Consider the following 20346-nt stretch of genomic DNA (forward strand, 5'->3'; position numbering starts at 1 on the left):
ATAAAAAAGAACCCTCTCAGTCATTGCTGCGCAATGACACTTGCCGGGTTGCGGCTCCCAGCAATCACTTCGTGCAAAAATGCACTCGTGCTTTGCTGGCCGCTGCCCCAACAACAACTCCCTGTATCCGCCACTGGCGGCGGTCGTTGTTGTTGCTCCCGAAGGGCGAGCTTTTTACTGCTTTCCATGGGGCATTGCTTCACGGTGAAAGAGGATCTGCCAGTTACCGCGCATAAGCTCCCCCTTTCGGGGGAGCTGGACGCGAAGCGGCCTGAGAGGGTTCAATACAAGCAAAGGGGATTCAAATATGGGAAAAGAAGCAAAAACCAATGCCATGCGCATTCTGGAACGTGAAAAGGTACCCTACACCGCCCACGAGTACGCCCACGAAGAGGGCGTGGCTGTGGACGGCGTGACCGTGGCAGCCAGCATGGGCGAGGACCCGGCATGCGTGTACAAAACGCTGGTAACGCAGGGAGCCAGCAAAAACTATTTCGTCTTCGTCATTCCGGTGGCAGCGGAGCTGGATCTGAAGGCCGCCGCCCGCAGTGTGGGCGAAAAGAGCGTGGCGATGATCCATGTGGCCGATATCAACAAGGTCACCGGCTATGTGCGGGGCGGCTGCAGCCCGGTGGGTATGAAAAAACAGTACAAGACCGTGTTTGACGAGAGCGTGCTGACACAGCAAAAGGTATATGTCTCCGGCGGCCGCATCGGCACACAGGTGTGCTGTGCCCCGGCAGACCTTATCCGCGCAGCACGGGCGGCAACTGCAAAGATCATCTTCTGAGGATGAACCCTCTCAGGCGCTGACGCGCCAGCTCTCCCGAAGGGCGAGCTTTATGTGCTGTGAAGAAAATCGAACCTTCTGATTGGAGGAGCTTTTGAACTTTGCGGAGATGAGAGGGCAAAAAGTCTGTCTATTATGCAGAAGTTTGCACAAACTTCTTTACCTAAAATATACCTAAACTATAAGTCATACTTAGAAAGAAAAACAATGTCGAAACTGCACAAAACTTTTGAAAGTTTTTTGGCGGCATGAAAACACAAGGTAGAATTTATGGAAACGCCCTTTTCAAAGCGTTTCTTTTGCCGTAAACTGTATGTAGTACAGGGACGGATGGCCCGCAGAAAGGGCTTTTGCCGTCCCTGAAAAAACGCAGGCACAAAGAGTTGCGGAGGAAAACTTCAATGATGAAGATGCTGGCCGGTCTCATGAGTCAGAACAACATTCATGCAAGTCAGGGGCATCGTGCAGCTTTGTGCGGCGTGTGGGAAAAGCGTATGCAGAAATAAAGGCGGTGGTACGGGGGTACCACAGCCTTTTTTGTTTGTCGGGATCAAGAAAGAGAGGTTTGGATATGGTTCGTAAAGTGGCTGTGATCATGGGTTCAGACAGTGATTGGCCGGTGGTGAAGGGAGCCTGCGCTCAGCTCAAGGCGCTGGAGATCCCGTTTGAGGCCCACATCCTTTCGGCGCACCGCACCCCTGCCGAGGCGGCAGAGTTTGCAAAGAACGCCCGCGCCAAGGGCTTTGGCGTGATCCTGTGCGCGGCAGGCATGGCGGCCCATCTGGCCGGTGCCTTTGCGGCCAACACCACCCTGCCGGTGATCGGCATTCCCATGAAGGGCGGTGCCATGGATGGTCTGGATGCACTGCTTGCCACGGTCCAGATGCCCAGCGGCATCCCGGTGGCAACGGTGGCTCTGAACGGTGCCAAGAACGCCGCATGGCTGGCAGCGGAAATTCTGGCTTTGAGCGATGACGCTCTGGCCGAAAAGCTGGCTGCAGAGCGCACCGCCATGGCTGCACAGATCGCCGCCAAAGAGGAAAAGCTGCAGAACGAACTGAACGAGCTGTAAGACGCGGACCCTCTCCGTCACGCCTGCGGCGTGCCACCTCTCCCGAAGGGCGAGGTCTTACGCCATCTGACGGGAAAGCGGTATAAAAGCTCCCCCCTCGGGGGAGCTGGCATTGCGGAGCAACGACTGAGAGGGTTTCAGAGCGAAAAAGGAGAACCAATGTCTGATTTTTCATATCCACTGCATGAAGAATGCGGTGTTTTCGGCATCTATGACCGTGCCGGTACCGAGGATGTGGCCGCTGCCGCCTACTCGGCCCTGTATGCTCTGCAGCACCGTGGTCAGGAGAGCTGCGGCATCGCTGTGAACGATGACGGCGTCATTGTCGGCCACCGCGACCTCGGCCTTGTGAACGAGGTGTTCACCCCGGCAGTGCTGGCAAGTCTGGCAAACCCCAATGCGCACATGGCCACCGGTCATGTGCGCTACGCTACGGCAGGCAGCCGTGTGCGGGCCAATGCACAGCCCATGATCGTCCGGCACGGCCGCGGCACCATGGCCCTGTGCCACAACGGCAACCTGACCAATGCCATTGAACTGCGCCGCCAGCTGGAAAACGAGGGCGCCATCTTCCACGGCTCCTCCGATACCGAGGTGATCTGCTACCTGATCACCCGCAACCGCCTGCGCATGGGCAGCATCGAGACCGCCATCAGCAAGACGATGGATGTGCTGGAGGGTGCCTACAGTCTGGTGATCATGTCGGCCACCAAGCTCATTGCAGTGCGTGATCCCCGCGGCTACCGGCCCCTGTGCATCGGTACTCTGCCCGGCGGCGGCTACGTGTTTGCCAGCGAGAGCTGTGCACTGGACGCTGCCGGTGCCACCCTGCTGCGGGACGTGGAGCCCGGCGAGATCGTGGTGGCAGACGCAAAAACCGGCGAGCTGCGCAGCATCAAGGATCACTGCGGACGCCCGGACACCCAGATGTGCGTGTTCGAGTTCATCTATTTCTCCCGCCCGGACAGCATCATCGAGGGCAGCTCGGTGCACGAGGCCCGCAAGCAGGCAGGCCGCTTCCTGGCGCAGGAGCACCCGGTGCAGGCCGATGTGGTCATCGGTGTGCCGGATTCCGGTCTGGATGCAGCGCTCGGCTACTCACAGGAGAGCGGCATCCCCTATGGCATCGGCTTTATCAAGAACAAATACATCGGCCGCACCTTCATTCAGGGCAGCCAGAAGCAGCGCGAGAACAGCGTGCGCATCAAGCTGAACGTCGTTTCCAGCACGGTCAAGGGCAAGCGGGTGGTGCTGGTGGATGACTCCATCGTGCGCGGCACCACCTCTGCCCGCATCATCAAGCTGCTGCGGGACGCCGGTGCCACCGAGGTGCACTTTATGGTGTCGGCCCCGCCGTTCAAGTACCCCTGCTACTTCGGCACCGATATCCCGGACCAGAAGCTGCTGGTCGCCACGGGCCGCACCGTGGAGCAGATCAATGAGATCATCGGGGCCGATACACTGGGCTATCTGTCCACCGAGCATGTGGTACAGCTGGCCAAAAACGCAAAATGCGGATTCTGCACTGCCTGCTTTACCGGCGAATACGCCGTAAGGCCGGACGAGGTGCTTTCCACCGATATTCACGAACGCCACCTGAACGACCGTCCCAAGGACGAGAAAAAATTAGGAGAGTAAGACCATGGAAAAGAGCTATTCTGAAAGCTACGCAGCCGCCGGTGTGGACATCACCGCAGGCTACCGCTCCGTTGAACTGATGAAGCAGTATGTGGCCCGTACCATGAACGAGCATTGCATCGGAGGCTTGGGCGGCTTTGGTGGTCTGTTCGAGCTGGACTGCACCGGTTATAAGCACCCGGTGCTGATCTCCGGCACCGATGGCGTGGGCACCAAGCTGAAGATCGCCATGATCATGGACAGGCACGATACCATCGGCATCGACTGCGTGGCCATGTGCGTCAACGATGTGATCTGCGCTGGTGCAAAGCCGCTGGTGTTCCTGGATTACATCGCCTGCGGCCGCAACATTCCTGAGAAGATCGCCGAGATCGTCAAGGGCGTGGCCGAGGGCTGCGTGCAGGCCGACTGCTCTCTGGTGGGCGGCGAGACTGCCGAGCACCCGGGCATGATGCCGGAGGAGGAGTACGATCTGGCCGGCTTCACCGTTGGCGTTGTGGATAAGGAAAAGATCCTCAGCAACGAGACCATGGCAGCCGGTGATGTGATCATCGCCCTGCCTTCCACCGGTGTGCACTCCAACGGTTTCTCGCTGGTGCGCAAGATCTTTGACATTGACGCAAACCCCGATGTGCTGCACACCAAGCCGGAAGAGCTGGGCGGCAAGACCCTCGGCGAGGCCCTGCTGGCCCCCACCAAGATCTACGTAAAGCCTGTGCTGAAGGTACTGGAAGAGGTGGATGTGAAGGGCATTTCCCACATCACCGGCGGCGGCTTCTACGAGAACATCCCCCGCAGCCTGAAGAAGGGTTGCTGCGCACGCATCAACAAGGCAGATGTCCGTACCCCGGCGCTGTTCCAGCTGATGCAGAAGACCGGCAACATCTCCGAGCATGACATGTTCAACACCTTCAACATGGGCGTGGGCATGGTGCTTACCGTCCCCGCAGAGCAGGCCGACAAGGCACTGGAGATCCTGCATGCAAACGGCGAGCCGGAAGCTTACCGTCTGGGCGTCATTGCAGAAGGTGAGGGCGTGGAGCTGTGCTGAACATTGCAGTTTTAGTCTCCGGCGGCGGCACCAACCTGCAGGCTCTGCTGGACAGCGAAGCCCGGGGCGAGAACCCCAACGGCAGGATCACCCTCGTGGTGGCCTCCAAGCCCGGTGTCTATGCGCTGGAACGGGCCGCAAAGGCCGGTGTGGAAGGCTGCGTGGTGCGCCGCAAGGATTACGAGAACAGTGAAGATTTCGACGCAGCTCTGCTGAAAACGTTGAAAGACCACAACATCGATCTGGTGGTGCTGGCAGGCTTTCTGTCCGTGCTGGGGCCCAGTGTCATTGAAGCGTATCCCCGCCGCATCCTGAATGTGCACCCGGCGCTCATCCCGTCTTTCTGCGGGCCCGGCATGTACGGCCTGCGTCCGCATGAGGCGGCTCTGGCCCGGGGCTGCAAGGTGACCGGTGCCACCGTCCACTTCGTGAACGAAGAGTGCGACGGCGGGCCCATCCTGCTGCAGAAGGCCGTGGACATCCTGCCCGGCGACACCCCCGAGGTGCTGCAGAAGCGTGTGATGGAGCAGGCCGAATGGAAGCTGCTGCCCAAGGCGGTGGCTATGATCTGTAACGGTGAAGTGGAGTAAAAACTCCTTCCGTCACGCCTGACGGCGTGCCACCTCCCTCAAGGAGGGAGGCAAGGCTCCCTCTCCGAGGGGGCTGTCGCCGCAGGCGACTGGGGGAGTTCCGTAATAGGAGAATTTGACATGGAAAAGATCAACCTGAACGAGTATCTGGCATCCAACGAGTACCCCGGCCGCGGCATTGCTGTGGCAATGGCTCCGGATGGCCGACAGATGTTCATTGGCTACTTTATCATGGGCCGCAGCGAGAACAGCCGCAACCGCGTGTTCGACCCCGTGCCCGAGCGCGGCGGCATCTGCACCATCGCAGCGGACCCCGCAAAGCTGGAGGACCCCAGCCTGATCATTTACAATCCGGTGCTGACGCTGGGCAAGACCCATATCGTGACCAACGGCGACCAGACCGACACCATCTATGACCTGATGAGTCAGGGCAAGAGCTTTGCCGATGCCCTGCGCACCCGCACCTTTGAGCCGGACGGCCCCAACTACACCCCCCGCATCTCCGCTGTGGTGTATGCCGACGGCAGCTACCAGATGAGCATTCTCAAGTCTGCGGACGGCAATGGCGACAGCGTGCAGCGCTATTTCTTTGATTATCCCCAGCCCGTTGCAGGCGAAGGCCATTTCATCAGCACCTACAAGCACAACGGCAACCCCATCCCCAGCTTTGAGGGCGAGCCGCTGCGCTTTGCCTGCCCCCGCACCATCGGCGATTTTGCTCACGATCTGTGGAGCAGCCTGAATCTGGACAACAAGGTGAGCCTGTTTGCCCGGGTCATCGATCTGGAAACCGGCGAGAGCGGCGATATGATCTTTAATAAATATGACCCGGTGTGCAGCGATCTGGACGACCCCGAGGAGCCGGAGCTGCTGCCCGAGGAGCTGGAACTGCTCAAAAAGCTTGACGCTGAGGAAGAATAAGAGTAAACCTTTAGGATATAAGGAGGATGCACCAATGAACGAACTGGCACTGAAGTACGGCTGCAACCCCAACCAGAAGCCCAGCCGCATTTATATGGAAGATGGTTCTGACCTGCCGGTGACCGTGCTGAACGGCAAGCCCGGCTACATCAATTTTCTGGATGCCCTCAACTCCATCCAGCTGGTCAAGGAGCTGAAAGCTGCCTGCGGTCTGCCCGCAGCAGCTTCCTTCAAGCACGTTTCCCCGGCGGGCGCAGCTCTGGGCCTGCCGCTCACCGATGTGGAGCGCAAAATGTACCACATTGCCCCGGATATGGAGCTGTCTCCGCTGGCAAATGCCTACGCCCGTGCACGCGGTGCCGACCGCATGTCCTCCTTTGGCGACTGGATCGCCCTGTCCGACATCTGCGATGTGCCCACCGCAAAGCTGATCCAGCACGAGGTGTCCGACGGCATCATTGCCCCGGGCTACGAGCCGGAGGCACTGGCCATCCTGTCCGGCAAGAAGAAGGGCAACTACAACGTGGTTGCCATCGACCCCGCCTACAAGCCCGCTCCCATCGAGCACAAGCAGGTGTACGGCATCACCTTTGAGCAGGGCCGCAACGAGCTGGTCATCAACGCCGACACCATGCTGAACAACTGGGTCACCGAGAACAAGGACGTGACTGAGGAGCAGAAGCGTGATTTGGTCATTGCCCTCATCACCCTGAAGTACACCCAGTCCAACAGCGTGTGCTACACCTATCATGGTCAGACCATCGGTGTGGGCGCAGGCCAGCAGAGCCGCATCCACTGCACCCGTCTGGCAGGCCAGAAGGCCGACAACTGGCAGCTGCGCCACATGGACAAGGTACTCAACCTGCCTTTCCGCGATGATGTGGCAAAGCCCAACCGCGACAACGCCATTGATGTTTACATCGGCGATACCCCGGAGGATGTCATCGGTGATGACGTCTGGGCAGAGACCTTCACCGAGCAGCCCGCGCCCCTGACCGCAGAGGAAAAGAAGGCATATCTCAGCAAGGTGACCGGTGTGTGCCTTGGCTCGGATGCATTCTTCCCCTTCGGCGACAACATCGAGCGCGCCCGCCGCTCCGGCGTCACTGCCATCGTGCAGCCCGGCGGCTCCATCCGTGACCAGCAGGTCATCGACACCTGCAACAAGTACGGCATCGCAATGGCCTTCTGCGGCCTGCGGCTGTTCCATCACTAAGGGAAAAGAACGAACCCTCTCAGTCGCCTGATGGCGACAGCTCCCCCGAGGGGGGAGCTTTATGCGAGAAAACGGACAGAAATACGCATTTCGTTAAACGCAGTACCTGCCGTCAGCAGAAAAAAACTCCCCCCTTCGGGGGAGCTGGCATTGCGCAGCAATGACTGAGAGGGACATTCAAAAACGGGAAGGTGAATGATATGGCTGAAAAAATTCTGGTAGTGGGCGGCGGCGGCCGCGAGCACGCCATCATCAAGGCACTGAAAAAGAGCCCTGACTGCGGCGAGATCTGGTGCGCACCCGGCAACGGCGGCATCAGCTATGACGCAAAGTGCAAAAACATCAAGTCTACCGATGTGGACACCATGGTGGGCTTTGCCGTAGAAGAAAAGTTCGATTACGTTGTGGTGGCGCAGGACGACCCCCTGGCCCTCGGCATGGTGGACGCGCTGGCCGCTGTGGGTATCCCGGCCTTTGGCCCGGACAAAGCTGCAGCCCGCATTGAGGCCTCCAAGGTGTTCTCCAAGGACCTGATGAAGAAGTACGGCATCCCCACCGCAAAGTACGAGGCTTTCGATGACCCCGCAAAGGTCATGGACTATATCCGCGCCGAGGGCAAGTACCCGGTGGTCATCAAGGCCGACGGTCTGGCACTGGGCAAGGGCGTGCTGATCTGCGAAAACGAGCAGCAGGCAGCCGAGGGCGTCAAGGAGATCATGCTGGACAAGAAGTTCGGCGCTTCCGGCAACCATGTGGTGGTGGAAGAGTTCCTCACCGGCCCGGAGGTCAGCGTGCTGAGCTTTACGGACGGAAAGGTGGTCAAGCCCATGGTGTCCAGCATGGACCACAAGCGCGCCAACGACCACGACACCGGCCTGAACACCGGCGGCATGGGCACCATTGCTCCCAACCCCTATTACACCCCGGAAGTGGCTGCCGAATGCATGGAGAAAATTTTCCTGCCCACCATCAAGGCCATGAACGCCGAGGGCTGCCCCTTCAAAGGCTGCCTGTACTTCGGCCTGATGCTCACCCCGGACGGCCCCAAGGTCATTGAGTACAACTGCCGCTTTGGTGACCCGGAGACGCAGGTGGTGCTGCCCCTGCTGGAAGGCGACCTGCTGCACATCATGCAGGCCTGCACCAACGGCACGCTGGAAAACGAGGAGGTCAAGTTCTCGGACGGCGCTGCCGCCTGCGTCATTCTGGCTTCCGGCGGCTACCCGGTGGCTTACGAGAAGGGCAAGCCCATCACCGGCCTTGTGGACGGTCAGCTGCCCGGCGAGGAGAATGTGACGGTCTACCACTCCGGCACTGCCATCACCGAGGACGGCACCCTTGTCACGGCCGGCGGCCGTGTGCTGGGTGTCACCGCCACCGGCCCGCGCCTGACCAATGCACTGAGCCATGCCTATGAGGCAGCAGAGAAGATCAGCTTTGAAAAGCTGCACAAGCGCAGCGATATCGGCCTGCGCGCCCTGAAGGCACTGGCAGAGAAGCAGTAAGAAAGAAAACCCTCTCAGTCGCCTGGCGGCGACAGCTCTCCCGAAGGGGGAACTTTATGCGGGAAAATGGGTAAGCCTGTGCTTTCCATCGAACGCGGTACTCTCCGCCAGCAGAAAAAGCTCCCCCTTTCGGGGGAGCTGGCACGGCGTAAGCCGTGACTGAGAGGGTCGGTTCAAAGAATACAAAGGGGGAACCTACCCAATGGTCTATCGTATTTATGTGGAAAAAAAGCCCGGCTTCGATGTGGAAGCCACCGGCCTGAAAAATGAGCTCACCAGCCTGCTGGGCATCAAGGAACTGTCCGGCCTGCGTCTGCTGAACCGTTACGACGTGGAAGGCATCGACGAAGCGCTGTTCAACCAGTGCGCAGACACCGTGTTCAGCGAGCCGCCGGTGGATAACACCTATGCCGAGCTGCCCGCCAGCGACGGCGTGTCCTTTGCGGTGGAATATCTGCCCGGCCAGTTCGACCAGCGCGCAGACTCCGCTGCCGAGTGCATCCAGCTCATCAGTCAGGGCGAGCGCCCGCTGGTGCGCTCTGCCCGTGTCTATCTGCTGGAGGGTGCCCTGACCGATGAGCAGGTGGCCGAGATCAAGAAATACGTCATCAACCCGGTGGAGGCCCGTGAGGCTTCGCTGGACACCAAGCAGACCCTGAAAATGGAGTACCCCGTGCCCGCCCCGGTCAAGGTGCTGGAGGGCTTCAACCAGCTGGACGAAGAGCAGCTGAAAAAGTTCATTGCGGACAACGGCCTTGCCATGGACCTTGGTGATATCGAGTTCTGCCAGAAGTATTTCCGCTCGGAGCACCGTGACCCCACCATCACCGAGATCAAGATGATCGACACCTACTGGTCCGATCACTGCCGCCACACCACCTTCGGCACCATTCTGGACGATGTGCAGATTGACGATGCCGTGGTGCAGAAGGCCTTTGACCGCTACATGGCCATGCGTGCCGATCTGGGCCGGGAGAACAAGCCCCGCTGCATGATGGATCTTGCCACCATCGGCGCCAAGGAGCTGAAGAAGCAGGGCATCCTGAAAAATCTGGACGAGTCCGACGAGATCAACGCCTGCACCGTCAAGATCAAGTGCGATGTGAACGGCAAGGACGAGGACTGGCTGTTCCTGTTCAAGAATGAGACCCACAACCACCCCACCGAGATCGAGCCCTTCGGCGGTGCGGCTACCTGCATCGGCGGTGCCATCCGTGACCCGCTGTCCGGCCGCAGCTACGTCTATCAGGCCATGCGCGTTACCGGCGCAGGCGACCCGCTCAAGCCGGTCAGTGAGACCCTGCCCGGCAAGCTGCCCCAGCGCAAGCTGGTGACCACTGCTGCCGCAGGCTATTCCTCCTACGGTAACCAGATCGGCCTTGCTACCGGTCAGGTGGATGAGATCTACCACCCCGGCTACGTGGCAAAGCGCATGGAGATCGGCGCCGTTGTAGGCGCTACTCCCGCTTCCCACGTCCGCCGCGAGTGCCCCGCCCCCGGCGATGTCATCGTGCTGCTGGGCGGCCGCACCGGCCGTGATGGTGTGGGCGGCGCTACCGGCTCCTCCAAGGCCCACAAGCTGGACAGCCTTGAGCACTGTGGTGCCGAGGTGCAGAAGGGCAATGCTCCCATCGAGCGCAAGCTGCAGCGCCTGTTCCGCCGCGAGGATGCCTGCAGGATGATCAAGCGCTGCAACGACTTTGGTGCAGGCGGTGTGTCCGTTGCCATCGGTGAGCTGGCCGACGGCCTGTATATCGACCTGAACAAGGTCACCAAGAAGTACGAGGGTCTGGACGGCACCGAGCTGGCCATCAGCGAGAGCCAGGAGCGTATGGCTGTGGCGCTGGCCCCCGAGGACGTGGACAAGTTCATTGCCCTCGCCAACGAAGAGAACCTTGAGGCCACTCCTGTGGCAAAGGTGACAGCTGAGCCCCGCCTGAATATGGTGTGGAACGGCATGTCCATTGTGAACATCAGCCGCGAGTTTCTGAACTCCAACGGTGCCGAGAAGCACCAGAAGGTCCATGTGGAAAAGGCCACGGTCTGGCAGCCCCAGTGGGAGGGCCTGACCTTCAGCCAGAAGATGAAGAATATGGTGGGCGATTTGAACATCTGCAGCAAGAAGGGCCTGTCTGAGCGGTTCGACTCCACCATTGGTGCCGCCACCGTGCTCATGCCCTTTGGCGGTGCCTATCAGCTGACCCCGCAGAACGCCATGGTGGCAAAGCTGCCGGTGGACGGCGAGACCAGCACCTGCTCCGGCATGGCATGGGGCTTCAACCCCTTCCTGATGAGCGCAGACCAGTACAAGGGCGCTCAGATGGCTGTCATCGAGAGCGTTACCAAGCTGGTGGCCTCCGGCTTCCGCTATGAGGATGCTTACCTCACCTTCCAGGAATATTTCGAGCGTCTGGGCACCGCCCCGGAGCGCTGGGGCAAGCCGCTGGCCGCTCTGCTGGGTGCACTGGATGCCCAGATGGGTCTGGGCATTGCATCCATCGGCGGCAAGGACAGCATGTCCGGCTCCTTTGAAAAGCTGGATGTGCCTCCCACGCTGGTCTCCTTCGCCACAGCCATCGGCAAGGCAAACAAGGTGGTGTCCACCGAATTCAAGAAGCCGGAGAGCACGGTGGTGCTGGTACGGCCCATCATCGACCCCGAGACCGGCTGCCCCAACTTCTTCTCCCTGAAGGCCAACTACAAGATGGTGGAGGACATGATCGAAGAGGGTATGGTGGCATCCGCCTGCTCTGTGGGCTACGGCGGCATTGCCGAGGCTCTGTTCAAGATGGGCCTTGGCAACCACATCGGCTTCAAGATGCGTGCGGATAAGACCACCCATGAGATGTTCCAGCCCATGTACGGCTCCATCGTTCTGGAAATGGTGTCCGATTCTCCCGCCGGTGAGATCCTGGGCGAGACCACCAAGGAATACGTCTTTGAAGCCTGCGGCGAAAAGCTGGATATGGCCCAGCTGCAGGAGATCTGGGAAGGCAAGCTGGAGCCGGTGTACCCCTACCGCAAGGCAGGCCCCACTGTGGAAAAGATCAACGGCAGCCTGACCGCACCCGCCGCACCCAAGATCGGCGTGGCAAAGCCCAAGGTCATCATTCCGGTGTTCCCGGGCACCAACTGCGAGTACGACACCGCCAAGGCCTTTGCCCGCGCCGGTGCCGACCCGGAGATCCTGGTCATCCGCAACCTGACCCCCGCCGACGTGGCCGAGAGCTGCAAGGCACTGGTCAAGGCCATCGATAACAGCCAGATCGTCATGCTGCCCGGCGGCTTCTCCGGCGGCGACGAGCCGGACGGCAGTGCAAAGTTCATTGCTTCCTTCTTCCGCAACCCGGAGGTCACCGAGGCAGTGCGCCGTCTGCTGCAGCAGCGCGACGGCCTGATGCTGGGCATCTGCAACGGCTTCCAGGCTCTCATCAAGCTGGGTCTGGTCCCCTACGGCGATATCCGCCCCATCACTCCCTATGACCCCACCCTGACCTTCAACACCATCGGCCGCCACCAGAGCATGCTGGTGCGCACCCGCATTGCATCCACCGGCAGCCCGTGGCTCTCCAAGTGCGAGGTGGGCGAACAGTTCACCGTTGCCATCAGCCATGGCGAGGGCCGTTTCGTGGCTCCGCAGGAAGTGCTGGACACCCTCATGAAGAACGGCCAGATCGCCACCCAGTATGTGGACATCGAGGGCGATCCCACCATGGATCAGAGCTATAACCCCAACGGTTCTGTGCTGGCGATCGAAGGCATCACCAGCCCGGATGGCCGTGTGTTCGGCAAGATGGGCCACTCGGAGCGCAGCGGCGAGTACCTGTACAAGAACGTTACCGGTGACAAATATCAGCCGATCTTTGAGGGCGGCGTGGACTATTTCAAGATTTGATGGTAGAATAGAGAAAAACTCCTTCCGTCATCGCTGACGCGATGCCACCTCCCTCGGAGAGGGAGGCTGAAAGGCCCCCTCCCCGAGGGGGCTGTCGCCGGAAGGCGACTGGGGGAGTCACTTTCAGGAGGAAATAACCAATGTCTCAGCATGATCGTTATATCAGCCCCTTTTCCACCCGCTATTCCTCGGATGAGATGCAGTATATCTTCTCGGACGACAACAAGTTCCGCACATGGCGCCGCCTGTGGGTGGCGCTGGCCCGGGCCGAAATGGAGCAGGGCCTGACCAACATCACCCCCGATATGGTGGCCGAGCTGGAAGCCCATGTGGACGATATCAACTATGAAGTGGCCATTGAGCGCGAAAAGCTGGTGCGCCACGACGTGATGAGCCATGTTTACGCCTACGGCCAGCAGTGCCCCAAGGCAGCCGGCATCATCCATCTGGGTGCCACCAGCTGCTACGTGGGCGACAACACCGACATCATCGTGATGCGTCAGGGTCTGGAGCTGGTGCGCAAAAAGCTGATCGGTGTGCTGGCAAAGCTGGGCCGCTTCGCTGAGGAATACAAGGACATGCCCTGCATGGCCTACACCCACTGCCAGCCTGCTCAGCCCACCACCGTGGGCAAGCGCGCCACCCTGTGGGCCAACGAGCTGGTGATGGATCTGCAGGAGATCGACCACCGTCTTGCCGTTCTGCAGCTGCGCGGCGTCAAGGGCACCACCGGCACACAGGCTTCCTTTATGGAGCTGTTCAAGGGTGACGCCGATAAGATCCGCGCCGTGGATGCTTCCATCGCCAAGGAGATGGGCTTTGCGCCCGATGCGGTCATCCCCGTGTCCGGCCAGACCTACAGCCGCAAGGTGGACGCCTTCATCCTGAATGCCCTGGCCGGCATTGGCCAGAGCTGCATGAAGTTCGCCACCGACCTGCGCCTGCTGGCCAACTTCAAGGAGATGGAGGAGCCGTTCGAGAAGAACCAGATCGGTTCTTCCGCCATGCCCTACAAGCGCAACCCCATGCGCTGCGAGCGCATCTGTGCGCTGAGCCGCTATCTGATGGTGGATGTGCTGAACCCCAGCTTTACCACCGGCACCCAGTGGTTTGAGCGCACGCTGGACGACAGCGCCAACAAGCGTGTTGCCATGGCTGAGGGCTTCCTTGCCACCGACGCTATCCTGAACATCATGCTCAACGTCACCGATGGCATCGTGGTGTACCCCAAGGTGGTGCGCAGCCGTCTGATGGCAGAGCTGCCCTTCATGGCCAGCGAGAACATCATGATGCAGGCTGTGGAAAAGGGCGGCAACCGTCAGGAGCTGCACGAGCGCCTGCGTCAGCACGCCATCGCCGCCGGCAAGCAGGTCAAGGAAGAGGGCCTGCCCAACGATATGGTGGACCGCATCGCTGCCGACCCCGCCTTTGGCCTGACCCGCGAGGAGATCGTGGAGGGCCTTGTGCCGGAGAACTTTGTGGGCCGTGCACCGCAGCAGGTGGAGGAGTTCATCGCCAATGTGCTCAAGCCCATCTTCGATGCCAACCCCGATGCCGTGGAGCAGCACGCATCTCTGAGCGTGTAAATGTAAAGCTGTCATGCGTATTAAAAATAGAGAGAGGCTAATTGGCCTCTCTCTATTTTTAATACAAAAATCTATGAAAAAACGTCTGGATATGCTATACTCATTCCATAAAATCGGACAGGTGTGAGGCAGGACGTGAATTTTATTTGCAAAATCGACCGGGAACTTTATCGTGTGGTCGAAGAAGACTTGGTGACGGATGAAGTCATTATTACCGAGCAGCAGATTCTGCACATTGAAGAAGGCCATCCGGGCGACTTTGAACGTCTTGCAGAGCATATCCCACGGATTTTACAGGAGCCGATTATATTCTGCGTGCGAATCGCCCGCATACAGCGCTGGTTTTAAAACAGATCGAAACGCCGGAGTTCGAAGCAGAGGTGATTTTGCGGCTGAAGGTGTCGAGTGATCCGAAAGAGTATAAAAACTCGATCATCACGATGTGGAAAATCAGCAAAAAACGTTTTCAGCGACTGCTTCGGCAGGGTGATACACTTTACAAAAAAGAATAAATGTGATATCCTGTACATAGGATAAGAGAGCATCTGAGGTGGTCAATTTCGTGGCAGCCACACGCCGATGGTAACGACAAGAGCTTTTGCTCTGAGAGATGCAGGAGAACGCCACGCCTGCCGGATGCCACTCGATGGGGAACGGTTCAGATGCCGTTCCCCGTTCCTGTTTTCAGGAAAAAATTTAAAGGGTCGCCGCATCTGCGGCGGCCTTTTTTGATGCCTGTCCCCCTTGAGAAAAATCCGCTGTCATGCTACACTGGGAGTATCATCAACAAAGGAGAACCGCGTATGCGATTGGATAAATACTTAGCCGAGACGGCCCAGTGCACCCGCAGCGAGGCCAAGGTGCTGCTTTCCAAAGGGCGGGTGCAGGTGAACGGTGCTGTCTGCAAAAAAGGGGACACCCAGCTCAAAGAAAGTGACACTGTGGCCGTGGACGGCAAAGCCCTGAATTACCAGCAGTTTGTGTACCTGATGCTCAACAAGCCCGAGGGAGTGGTAAGCGCTTCCACGGACAAGCGGGACACCACCGTGGTGGATCTGGTGGGGGACGCCTATCCGCGGAGGCAGCTGTTTCCGGCGGGGCGGCTGGACAAGACCAGCACCGGCTTTGTGCTGCTGACCGATGACGGCACCTTTGCCCACGAGATCCTTGCCCCAAAGCGCCACGTCTCCAAGACCTACACTGTGGTGCTGGACATGCCGCTGACCGAGGAGATGCGCACTGGTTTTGCCGCCGGGGTCACGCTGGCGGACGGCACAGCGCTTTCGCCTGCGGAGGTCACGGCCCTTTCTGCCGACGGCCTGACCGTGCGGGTGGTGCTGCGGCAGGGGGTCTACCACCAGATCAAGCGGATGTTCGGCGTGTACGGCGCAGGCGTGAACGGCCTGCACCGGGACGCCATCGGCGGCCTTGCGCTGGATGCGGCCCTTGCACCGGGGCAGTGGCGGGAGCTTTCTGCCGAAGAAGTGTCAAAAATTACCATCTGATAGGGTGCGCTTTTCACCCGGATTTCAAAAAAGCAACACATTTTGCCGGTAAAATAGAGGCCAGAACCACGCAAAAAGGCACTTTTTTGGCTTGAAAAACCCCTGAGAGATAATATTCACAAGAAAAAACTATCTTTTTTGTTGAAATATGTTGCAAAAGTAAATTCTTTTGTGTAAAACATAAAATGTAATGCAGCTAAATTGTTGAAAATCACGACCGGCTGCCGCTGCGGTTTGCACAAACGAGGAAAAGGGGTATCCATTATGGCCAATAGAGTATTTCAAAGCGTGATCTACCAGATGAAAGATGCGATCAACCGGGTGGTCGGCGTGGTGGATGAGACCGGCGCTGTCATTTCCTGCTCGGAGCTGAACCTGATCGGCGAGGTGCGCGAGGGCTTCATGGCAGAGCGCCTGACGGCGGGGGACCGCTTCGTGCGCGATGGCTACACCTATCAGCAGTTCTCCAGCGCCAAGCATAACGATTATGCAGTGTTCGTGGAGGGCGTGGACGAGACGGCTGGTCAGTTTGCCGCCATGCTGTCCATCAGCCTGCAGAGCATCAAGCAGTACCACGATGAGAAGTTCGATAAGTCCAACTTCATCAAGAACGTGGTGCTGGATAATATCCTGCCCGGCGATATCTATGCCAAGGCCCGTGAGCTGCACTTTGCCACCGACGTTTCCCGCGTGGTGTTCATCGTGCGCGTGACTTCCGGCGGCGACATCTCCGCCTATGATGTGGTCAGCAGCCTGTTCCCGGATAAGCAGAAGGACTTTGTGTTCAACATCAGCGAGACGGATACGGTGCTGGTCAAGGAGATCCGCAAGGGCATCGACCGCACGGATATGGAAAAGCTGGCTGCCAGCATCGTGGATACCCTGTCCGGCGAGCACTACATCAAGGCTGTGGTGGGCATTGGCACCCCCATTTCCAACGTGAAGGATCTGGCTACCTCCTTCAAGGAAGCACAGATCGCCATGGAAGTGAGCAAGGTGTTCGACACCGAAAAGCAGATCATCCGCTACGATAATCTGGGCATTGCACGCCTGATCTATCAGCTGCCCACCACCGTGTGCGAGATGTTCCTGCGTGAGGTGTTCAAGCAGGGCAGCATCGAGAGCCTGGATCAGGAGACCCTGTTCACCATCCAGCGCTTCTTTGAGAACAACCTGAATGTGTCGGAAACCAGCCGCGGCCTGTTCGTGCACCGCAACACGCTGGTGTATCGTCTGGAAAAGATCAAAAAGCTGACTGGCCTGGATCTGCGTGAGTTCGACGATGCTATCGTCTTCAAGGTAGCATTGATGGTCAAAAAGTACCTGTCCAACAATCCGGCCAAATACTAATAGGCTGCAGGCTCTGCCTGCAGTGCAGAACCGGCCGCTCGCAACCGATGCTGGCCGGTTCTTTTTGCTGTGAAAACAGATTTTAATGTCAGGAGCTAATATTACCCTATGATCGATTTAGAACACGTTTCCAAGGAATATAAACGGGGCGGACCGCTTGCACTGGACGACATCAGCCTCCATGTGGACGATGGCGAGTTCGTGTTCCTGCTGGGCCATTCCGGCGCAGGCAAATCCACCCTGCTCAAGCTGCTGCTGCGCGAGGAGCTGCCCAGCGAAGGCAAGGTGACTGTGCTGGGCAAGGATGTTGCCCGGCTGCGCCGCCATCAGGTGCCGTATCTGCGCCGTCAGATGGGCATTATCTTTCAAGATTTCCGTCTGATCCCCACCATGACCGTGTACGAGAACATCGCTTTTGCCATGCACGTCACCAATGTCAAGCGCAAGGAGATCCGTGACCGTGTGGAGTACATGCTGGAACTGGTGCATCTGGAGGATAAGGCCAAGGCTTATCCGGACACCCTTTCCGGCGGCGAACAGCAGCGCGTGGCTGTGGCCCGTGCACTTGCCCACGGCCCCAAGCTGGTCATTGCGGACGAGCCCACCGGTAACATCGACCCGGAGCTGAGTCTGGAAATGATGGAGCTGCTGGAGCGGGTGAGTGAAATGGGCATCACCGTTGTGGTCGTCACCCATGAACACGAGCTGGTGCGTCAGTTCCATCAGCGGGTCGTTACCCTGAAAAAGGGCCGCATCATTTCGGACGTGCCTGCCGATAAGGAAGCCATCCGGGAGCGGGCAGAGCGCCGGGAGCGCCTGTTTGAGACCGAGCTGGAACCGAAAAACACTGCAGAAAAGGAGGCGGCCACCGTATGATGAGACCTTCTACCTTCTTTTTCCTGGTCCGGCGCGGCGTGTGCAATCTGGGCAAGCACTGGGCCATGACCTGTGTGTGCATCCTGTCCCTCAGCGTCTGTATGACCCTGAACACCTTTGCAAGCCTTGCAGAGGTGAACGTGGACAGCATGGTCAACTATCTGGGCAGCCAGAACGAGACCGTGGTCTATCTGGACCCGGAGTGCGACGATGCCACCGCTCAGGCTGTGGGCGAAAAGCTGTCTGCCATGCCCGGCGTGACCAATGTGCAGTTCGTCTCCAAGCAGGACGTGCTGAACACCTACCGCAATTACATGGAAGATTACTCCTCCCTGTGGGACGAGTTTGAAAACGACAACCCCTTCAAGGCAAACTACCGCGTCTCCATCGCAGACCTGAGCCAGATGGAGGAAATGAGCAAGAAGATGCAGGCCATCCAAGGGGTATACAGCGTGACCGCTCCGGTGGAAATGACCAATGTCTTTGTGCAGGTGCAGCGCTCTGTTACCAAAGTGGGCCGCGGTATCGTGCTGGTGCTGATGGTGGTCAGCATCATCACCGTGGGCAGCACCATCCGCCTGAGCGTGTTTGCCCGCCGCCGCGAGATCGAGATCATGAAGTATGTGGGCGCCACCAACAGCCTTGTCACCCTGCCCTTCTTTGTGGAGGGTCTGGCCATGGGCCTGATCTCCGGTGCACTCACTGCAGCGATCAGTCTGGGCGGCTACTCCTATATGGTGCAGGCCTCCGATGGTCTGGGCGGCGTATGGGAAATGATCATGGGTCAGGCCCTTGTGCCGGTGAGCGCCGTCTGGTCCACCATCGTCCCGTACAGCCTCATCGGCGGTGCTGTTGTGGGTGGTCTGGGCAGCATGTTCTCCATCCGCAAACACCTGAATGTATGATGGAAAGGAGCCGCACATGAAAAAAGCACTTCATGCAAAGCCCTTCCGGCTTCAACTGCCCGGCTACACGCCGCGCCATGCCCGGCCGGAGCCTGCCCGCAGTAAGCTGCTGCGGGGCGTCAGCCTGTGTCTGGCGGCCGCGTGCCTTGTGGCAAGCGTAAGCTTTCACCCGGCTACGGCAGCCACCAGTATGGCCAGCCTGCAGAACAAGCTGAACAGCCTTTCCAAATCCATTGACCAGCACAAAAAGGAGCTTTCGGACGCAAAGAAAAAGGAAACTGCGGCAAAAGCGCTGGAAAGTGAGCTGAAGGAGCGCGTGGGCGTCATTCAGTCTCAGATCGGTGTGCTGAGCACCCAGATCGCGGCGGTGCAGAACAGCATCGGTCAGACCGAGCAGAAGATCAGCGCCAAGGAAGCGGAGATCACCCAGAAGCAGACCGAGATCGACGGCCAGTGGGACGATTTCAAAAAGCATATGGCGGCGATGCAGGAGCTGCGCGATGGCGGCAGTGTGGCCATGCTGAGCGCGGTGAACGACCTGTATGAGCTGCTGACCTTCAACGAGGTCATGCAGGATATCTCCATCAAAGATACCGAGATCATGGACAATATGAAAGCCGCCAAGAGCGCTCTGGAAGCAGATAAGGTGGAGCTGGAAGCCCAGCGCAAGGAGCTGAAGGGCCAGAAGGCAGAGCTGGATACCCAGAACTACCAGATGAAGGCCAAGCAGAGCGAGCTGAACAGCAGCATCTCTGCGGCACAGCTCTCTGCACAGGACGCCCAGAAGGCCCAGAAGGCAGCGCAGGCGGCCATTGAATCGGACGAGCTGAACTATGAGGCAGTCAAAAAAGAGATCCAGAAGTCGATCGCAGCGGCTGCATCCAGTAAGCCGCAGCTGAGCTTTACCGGCTTTGCCTGCCCGCTGAAGAGCTATACCCGCGTTTCCAGCGAGTACGGCTGGCGTAAGAATCCGGTGTCCGGCGTCAACAGGCTGCATGCCGGCATCGATCTGGCGGCCCCGGGCGGTACGCCTATCTACGCAGCCGCCAGCGGCTATGTGCAGGTGGCAGGCTGGTCCAGCGGCGGCTATGGCAACTATGTCATCATCTATCACGGCAGCATGTCGGATGGCAATGCCTACAGCACCCTGTACGGCCATATGAGGTCGGTCGCCACCAGCGCAGGCAAGTATGTCAAGCAGGGCGAGCTGATCGGCTACGTTGGCTCTACCGGCAACTCTACCGGCAACCACCTGCATCTGGAGGTCTGGAAGGGCGGCAAAAAGGCCAATGCGGTCAATCCGCGCGGTTATATCCCATTCCCGCACAACTGAGTGTATTTATAAGGAGTCTGGTATTCTATGAACGAACAAAAACATAAGCGTTTGCTGCGCATCGGCTGCCTTTTGCTGGCAGGCTTGTTTGCACTTTCGCTGCTGGGCAGTGT

Annotated in this window: 16 protein-coding genes; all 16 read left to right on the forward strand. The window is 58.9% G+C overall.

Features of this window, described 5'->3' with window-relative positions; genetic code table 11:
- The first annotated feature begins 307 nt into the window (after window positions 1-307).
- The 16 genes from ybaK (at window position 308) to ACNSPV_RS07120 (ending at window position 20233) form a co-directional block, all read left to right on the forward strand.
- Window positions 308-790, forward strand: coding sequence for a Cys-tRNA(Pro) deacylase (gene ybaK, locus ACNSPV_RS07045; RefSeq protein WP_249238283.1), 483 nt, complete (start codon window positions 308-310; stop codon window positions 788-790).
- Between the two features lie 571 nt (window positions 791-1361).
- Window positions 1362-1862 carry a 5-(carboxyamino)imidazole ribonucleotide mutase gene (purE, locus tag ACNSPV_RS07050; protein ID WP_249238284.1) on the forward strand — a complete coding sequence of 167 codons (501 nt, stop codon included), beginning with the start codon at window positions 1362-1364 and terminating at the stop codon, window positions 1860-1862.
- Between the two features lie 159 nt (window positions 1863-2021).
- Window positions 2022-3500 carry an amidophosphoribosyltransferase gene (gene purF, locus ACNSPV_RS07055; RefSeq protein WP_348583923.1) on the forward strand — a complete coding sequence of 493 codons (1479 nt, stop codon included), beginning with the start codon at window positions 2022-2024 and terminating at the stop codon, window positions 3498-3500.
- Between the two features lie 4 nt (window positions 3501-3504).
- On the forward strand, window positions 3505-4551 hold the full coding sequence (gene purM, locus ACNSPV_RS07060) for a phosphoribosylformylglycinamidine cyclo-ligase (protein WP_348583921.1): 1047 nt from the start codon (window positions 3505-3507) through the stop codon (window positions 4549-4551).
- Complete coding sequence (gene purN, locus ACNSPV_RS07065) at window positions 4545-5141, forward strand: phosphoribosylglycinamide formyltransferase (RefSeq protein ID WP_339396049.1); 597 nt, start codon at window positions 4545-4547, stop codon at window positions 5139-5141. Before purM ends, purN begins: the two co-directional genes overlap by 7 nt.
- A 120-nt stretch (window positions 5142-5261) precedes the next feature.
- Window positions 5262-6062, forward strand: coding sequence for an IMP cyclohydrolase (locus ACNSPV_RS07070; RefSeq protein WP_339396048.1), 801 nt, complete (start codon window positions 5262-5264; stop codon window positions 6060-6062).
- Between the two features lie 34 nt (window positions 6063-6096).
- Entirely contained in the window at window positions 6097-7278 is a 1182-nt protein-coding gene (locus ACNSPV_RS07075; RefSeq protein WP_249238289.1) for a phosphoribosylaminoimidazolecarboxamide formyltransferase, read from the forward strand.
- Between the two features lie 200 nt (window positions 7279-7478).
- The gene (purD, locus tag ACNSPV_RS07080) at window positions 7479-8783 is read left to right on the forward strand and encodes a phosphoribosylamine--glycine ligase (RefSeq protein WP_339396047.1); all 1305 of its coding nucleotides are present in this window, start codon (window positions 7479-7481) and stop codon (window positions 8781-8783) included.
- A 202-nt stretch (window positions 8784-8985) separates the two neighbouring features.
- Window positions 8986-12678, forward strand: coding sequence for a phosphoribosylformylglycinamidine synthase (locus tag ACNSPV_RS07085; RefSeq protein ID WP_348583918.1), 3693 nt, complete (start codon window positions 8986-8988; stop codon window positions 12676-12678).
- 140 nt (window positions 12679-12818) lie between these two features.
- Window positions 12819-14264 (forward strand): adenylosuccinate lyase, encoded by a 1446-nt coding sequence (gene purB / locus ACNSPV_RS07090; RefSeq protein WP_348583916.1) that lies wholly within the window; start codon window positions 12819-12821, stop codon window positions 14262-14264.
- Window positions 14265-14438: 174 nt separating this feature from the next.
- Window positions 14439-14612, forward strand: coding sequence for a hypothetical protein (locus tag ACNSPV_RS07095; protein ID WP_348583914.1), 174 nt, complete (start codon window positions 14439-14441; stop codon window positions 14610-14612).
- Between the two features lie 455 nt (window positions 14613-15067).
- Window positions 15068-15769: a pseudouridine synthase gene (locus ACNSPV_RS07100; protein WP_348583912.1), complete on the forward strand. Its 702-nt coding sequence runs from the start codon at window positions 15068-15070 to the stop codon at window positions 15767-15769.
- Between the two features lie 264 nt (window positions 15770-16033).
- Window positions 16034-17119, forward strand: a complete 1086-nt coding sequence (locus ACNSPV_RS07105; protein ID WP_005944450.1) for a PucR family transcriptional regulator — start codon at window positions 16034-16036, stop codon at window positions 17117-17119.
- A gap of 108 nt (window positions 17120-17227) precedes the next feature.
- Entirely contained in the window at window positions 17228-17995 is a 768-nt protein-coding gene (gene ftsE / locus ACNSPV_RS07110) for a cell division ATP-binding protein FtsE (protein WP_249238294.1), read from the forward strand.
- Complete coding sequence (locus ACNSPV_RS07115) at window positions 17992-18900, forward strand: cell division protein FtsX (RefSeq protein WP_348583909.1); 909 nt, start codon at window positions 17992-17994, stop codon at window positions 18898-18900. Before ftsE ends, ACNSPV_RS07115 begins: the two co-directional genes overlap by 4 nt.
- A 16-nt stretch (window positions 18901-18916) precedes the next feature.
- Window positions 18917-20233: a murein hydrolase activator EnvC family protein gene (locus ACNSPV_RS07120; RefSeq protein ID WP_348583907.1), complete on the forward strand. Its 1317-nt coding sequence runs from the start codon at window positions 18917-18919 to the stop codon at window positions 20231-20233.
- The last annotated feature ends 113 nt before the right edge of the window (window positions 20234-20346 follow it).

It is taken from the genome of Faecalibacterium sp. 3 (assembly GCF_048323735.1).
Lineage (GTDB): Bacteria > Bacillota > Clostridia > Oscillospirales > Ruminococcaceae > Faecalibacterium > Faecalibacterium wellingii.